6 protein-coding genes are annotated in these 4,398 nt (G+C 71.1%); 2 read left to right on the top strand and 4 right to left on the bottom strand.

Features of this window, described 5'->3' with window-relative positions; genetic code table 11:
- Nucleotides 1-156 precede the first annotated feature (156 nt).
- Nucleotides 157-570, top strand: coding sequence for a hypothetical protein (locus tag ACWELQ_RS39390; protein WP_452402101.1), 414 nt, complete (start codon nt 157-159; stop codon nt 568-570).
- Nucleotides 571-577: 7 nt separating this feature from the next.
- Here ACWELQ_RS39390 and ACWELQ_RS39385 read toward each other — a convergent pair whose 3' ends face one another.
- The 3 genes from ACWELQ_RS39385 to map all read right to left on the bottom strand — a co-directional run bounded on the left by ACWELQ_RS39385 (nt 578) and on the right by map (nt 3,152).
- Nucleotides 578-1,240 (bottom strand): TetR family transcriptional regulator, encoded by a 663-nt coding sequence (locus ACWELQ_RS39385; RefSeq protein WP_452402100.1) that lies wholly within the window; start codon nt 1,238-1,240, stop codon nt 578-580.
- Nucleotides 1,241-1,450: 210 nt separating this feature from the next.
- Complete coding sequence (locus ACWELQ_RS39380; protein ID WP_452402099.1) at nt 1,451-2,152, bottom strand: hypothetical protein; 702 nt, start codon at nt 2,150-2,152, stop codon at nt 1,451-1,453.
- A 232-nt stretch (nt 2,153-2,384) separates the two neighbouring features.
- Nucleotides 2,385-3,152: a type I methionyl aminopeptidase gene (gene map, locus ACWELQ_RS39375; protein ID WP_452402098.1), complete on the bottom strand. Its 768-nt coding sequence runs from the start codon at nt 3,150-3,152 to the stop codon at nt 2,385-2,387.
- Between the two features lie 78 nt (nt 3,153-3,230).
- Here map and ACWELQ_RS39370 point away from each other — a divergent pair, with 78 nt between their 5' ends.
- Nucleotides 3,231-3,500 carry a helix-turn-helix transcriptional regulator gene (locus tag ACWELQ_RS39370; protein ID WP_452402097.1) on the top strand — a complete coding sequence of 90 codons (270 nt, stop codon included), beginning with the start codon at nt 3,231-3,233 and terminating at the stop codon, nt 3,498-3,500.
- 10 nt (nt 3,501-3,510) lie between these two features.
- Here ACWELQ_RS39370 and ACWELQ_RS39365 read toward each other — a convergent pair.
- Nucleotides 3,511-4,398, bottom strand: an 888-nt coding sequence (locus tag ACWELQ_RS39365; protein ID WP_452402096.1) for a S1C family serine protease, incomplete at its 5' end; no start/stop codon positions are given.

The raw sequence follows: 4,398 nt of genomic DNA, 5'->3' as shown, positions 1-4,398 counted from the left end.
CATGATCTCCATGCCGAGCTTGCGCAGCATCTCGCGGTCGCCCTCGGGCACCCCGACCAGTTCGGAGATCACCTCGGTGGGGAACGGCCCGGCGATGGCTTCGAGCTGCACTTCGGGCCGACCCCGAAGGACCTGCCGTCCGCGGAGGAGGCCCACGTGTCCTGCTTGGTGCTGGTCGACGAGGTGGCGGGCTGGCATGCCGAGTTCAAGACCGCGCTGCGCGACCGGTACGGCCGGATCCCGGCCAAGGGCGCGCCGCGCATCACCCGATTCCGGCCCGGCCAGACTCGGTTCACGGTCGTCGATCCGGTCGGCAACACCGTCATCTATATCCAGCGCGATGAACCCGACGTCGAATACGGCGGCTCGAAACAACTCGAGGGCCTGGCCCGGGTGCTCGACAATGCCCGCATCCTCAGCGTGATGAAGAACGACGACAAGGCGGCCATCCGGGTGCTCGAGGCCGGCCTGCGGCGCTTCGGGGCGAGCGCGCCCGCCGAGGACAAGGCCCGCGCCGAGGCTATGCTGGCCGAAATATCCGCTGCGGCAAGCGATTCCGGGAAATCGTGACCCGGACTCAGTTGGTGCTCGCGCCCACCATACGCAGGGCGAGCGCCGCGTAGTCGGCGCCGATCTGGTCGGGGGTGCGGCGGTAGTCGGGCTGGTACCAGCGGGAAGTGTCCACGCACAGCGACATCAGGGCCAGGGTGGTGGCGTGGGAGTCGGCGACGTCGAAGACGCCGTCGGCGACGCCCCGCGCGACCAGGTCGCGGACCAAACGGTGGATCGCGATCTGGATGTCGATGACCTCGCCGCGGTGTTCGGCGGTGAGGTCGGTGAGGTGATGCAGCACCACCTTCACCGACGCCGCGTGCTCGGCGTGCCACACCGTCAGGTCGCGGACCACGGCGGTGAGATGCTCGGCGGCGGTGCCGGGGGATGCCGCGGCGGCGGTGGCGACCTGGTGGGTCAGGCGCATCGATGACAGCGAGATGCGGTAGAGCACTTCCTCTTTGGAGCCGAAGTGCACGTAGAGCCCGGCGGGGCTGAGCCCGGCGCGGGCCGCGATATCGCGGGTGGTGGTGGCGTGGAAGCCGCGCTCGGAGAAGGCGTCGATGGCGGCGAGGAAGATCCGGCGCTGGCCTTCGGGGAAGCGGCGCTGGGACAGCTCGAGATGCGCCACCGCGGCGGTGTCGCGGCTGCCGCTTTCGGCGTTCGGCGTTACGTCGTCGTTACCCATCGAATGAGTATCTCCCAGTGAGTATTTCATCCGGCCACCGGCTGAGTAATTAGTCCGGTCACCGGCTGAATGCGCCTCCTGCCACCGGCTGAGCGCCTTGTGCGGCCTCCGGGTGTGCCTTGTCCGGCCACCGGCCGGGCGCGAGGGACGCCCGGCCGGTGTGGGAGCGCCGGATCCACGTTGGCGCGGGGGATCCGGCGCGGGTCCGGGTCAGGCGGCGGGCTTGGCCGGGGGCAGCGGCGCGTTGATCGTGGAGTAGTACTGGATCGCCGCGCCGACCGCGACCGGCAGCGTCACCAGCAGCGCGCCGCCCACGGTGCCCAGCGCGGACACCGCCGCGGCACCGGCCAGGCACCCAACCGCGGCCGCGGGCAGGAACGAGAAGATGCCGCCGATGATGCCGGTGGCCAGCGTCGCGCCGCCGCCCGCGATCACCCCGCCCGCCAGGCAGCCGATGGCCGCGCCGCCGACCGCGCCGGTCGCGGTGCCCAGCGCGGCCCCGGTGAGGATGGTGGAGGTCAGCCGCTGCCAGGCCAGGGCCTCGCGCTGAGCGCCGTCGTCGAGGGCGACGGACTGGGCGACCGGCTGGTAGACCGCGTGCGCGACATCGAATCGCGGGGTCAGGGTGGCGGTGCGGTCGGCGATGTCCGCGGTGATCGGGAAGACGAAATCGTCCACGCGGAAGGACAATTCGGTCCCGGCGAGCAGGCTGCCGTCCGCGCCCTCGATCTTGAACACGCCGTTGTCGACGCGCATCGAGCCCGCGTCGGTGCGGATCACCGCGGTGCCGTCCTCGGTCGCCCCGGCGGTGAAGTGCACCGGCGCCGCGTCGGCGGGGGCGGCGTGGGCGGTGCCGCAGCCGAGCACGGCGGAGCCGATCAGCAGGGCGGAGGTGGCGGCGATCTTCCTCATCAGCGTTCCTTCACGAGCAGGCACCTGGCCGGACCAGGTGAACAGCAGAGTCGGCCGGGATTTCGTCAGGGTGGACGTAGGCCCGGTCACAGCTAAACTAAGCGGGCGCTTAGTTCGCGGCGAGACGTTAGCTGGATCACAGCGGTGTGGTCAAGCCCACATTGCTAAGCGCCCGCTCACCGAAGGGATCGATGTCGAGAAGACCAGCGCGGCGATGCGCAGTGAACCCGTGTCAGGAGGCGCGGGTCAGTACCAGCGGGTCGGCGTCGGTGATGGCGACGGTGTGCTCGGAATGTGCCGTGCGCGAACCGTCGGCCGCGCGCAGGGTCCAGCCGTCCGGATCGGTGACGATGCGGTCGGTGCCGCGGGCGAACCAGGGTTCGATGGCGATGGTCAGGCCCGGGCGCAGGCGGAAACCCCGGCCGGCGCGACCCTGATTCGGAATGTGCGGGTCCTCGTGCATGGTGCGACCCAGGCCGTGGCCGCCGAACTCGGTGTTGATCGGGTAGCCGCCCGCGTGCGCGACGGCGGCGATGGCGGCGGAGAGGTCGCCGATGGTGTTTCCGGGGCGGGCCACGGCGATCGCCGCTTCGAGGGCGTCCTCGGTGGCGCGGACCAGGCGCGTGTCCTCGGGATCGGGGGTGCCGACGATGACGGTGACGGCCGAGTCGGCGACCCAGCCGTCGATGCCGACGGCCAGATCCATGGTGAGCACGTCGCCGTCGCGCAGCGTGTAGTCGAACGGAAGTCCGTGCAGCACGGCGTCGTTGACCGACAGGCACACGGTATTGCGGAACGGCCCGCGCCCGAAGGAGGGCGAGTAGTCCCAGTAGCAGGAGACCGCGCCGCGTTCGCGGATGCGTTCGCGCACCACGGCCTCCAGTTCGAGGAGGTTCACTCCGATCCGGGCCTTCTCGCGCAGTTCACTCAGCACGTCGGCGACGAAGCGCCCGGTCACCGCCATGCGCTGGATTTCCGCCGGGCTCTTGAGCTCGACCATGACAACCTCCTGGATTGGTATTTTTATACCTACCGTAGCGGGTTGCGGTATTTAAATACCAACCGTAGGGTGGCGGGCATGGTCCGACTGCCCCTCACGCCCGCCCAGCTCGAGGCGGGCCGCCGTCTCGGTGGCGCGCTGCGCGCCGCCCGCGCGCAGCGGGATCTGCTGGAAGTGGCCGCCGCCGCGGGCATTTCGCCCGAGACCCTGCGCAAGATCGAATCCGGGCGGCTGCCGACGCCCGCCTTCGGGACCGTGGTGGCGCTGAGCCGGGCCCTCGACATCCCCCTCGACGAGCTCTCCGAGATCTGGCAGCCGGACGCCGTGCGGGAGCGCTCGGCGTCCTGAACGGCGGATGTCAGTCGACCGTGAGCTCGGTCGGCACCGCGATGACATCCACCATCGCGCCGTTGCGCAGCACCGTCACCGGCAGTGAGCGCCCGATGGCGTCGGCGAACAACTGCCGCTGAATGCCCTGCGCGTCACGGATTTCCGTGGCGGAGATGCTGAGCACCAGATCCCCGCGCCGCAGGCCCGCGCGTTCGGCCGGGCCGCCGCGCACCACCTCGACGATGCGCAGGCCCGCGTCCTGCCCGGTGCGCGCGGCCACCGCGGTGGGCAGCGGCGCGGGCACCCCGACCACGCCCAGGTAGGCGCGCCGCACCCGGCCCTCGGTGAGCAGAGTGCTGATGATGCGCCGGGTGGTGGCGTTGATCGGAATGGCCAGGCCCAGCCCGATTCCGGCGACCGCGGTATTGATCCCGACCACCCGACCGGCCGAATCCGCCAGCGCCCCACCGGAATTGCCGGGGTTGAGGGCGGCGTCGGTCTGGATCACGTCCTCGATGACGCGGGCGGTGCGGCGATTGCCCACCGGCACCGAGCGGCCCAGCGCGCTCACCACGCCCGCGGTCACCGATCCGGCCAGCCCCAGCGGAGAGCCGACCGCGACCACCAGCTGGCCCACCACCAGGCGGTCGGCATCGCCGAGTTCGACCGCCGGTGGCGCGCCACCGCGGGCCCGCAGCACGGCCAGATCCGAGAGCGGATCCACGCCCACCACATCGAATTTCGCTTCCAGCCCGTCGGCGAACACCACGGTCCCGCCCGAGGATTCACCCACCACGTGCGCATTGGTGAGCAGGAAACCGTCGTCGGTGAACACCACCGCCGAGCCGCCGCCGCGGCGGGTCTGCACGCTGGCCACGTGCGGGGTGACCGTCTTGGCGACCGCGGTCACGGTGCG

The sequence above is a fragment of the Nocardia sp. NPDC004722 genome (assembly GCF_053601505.1).
Note: the sequence above shows the minus strand (reverse complement) of the source record. Positions and strands in the feature narration are given on the sequence as shown.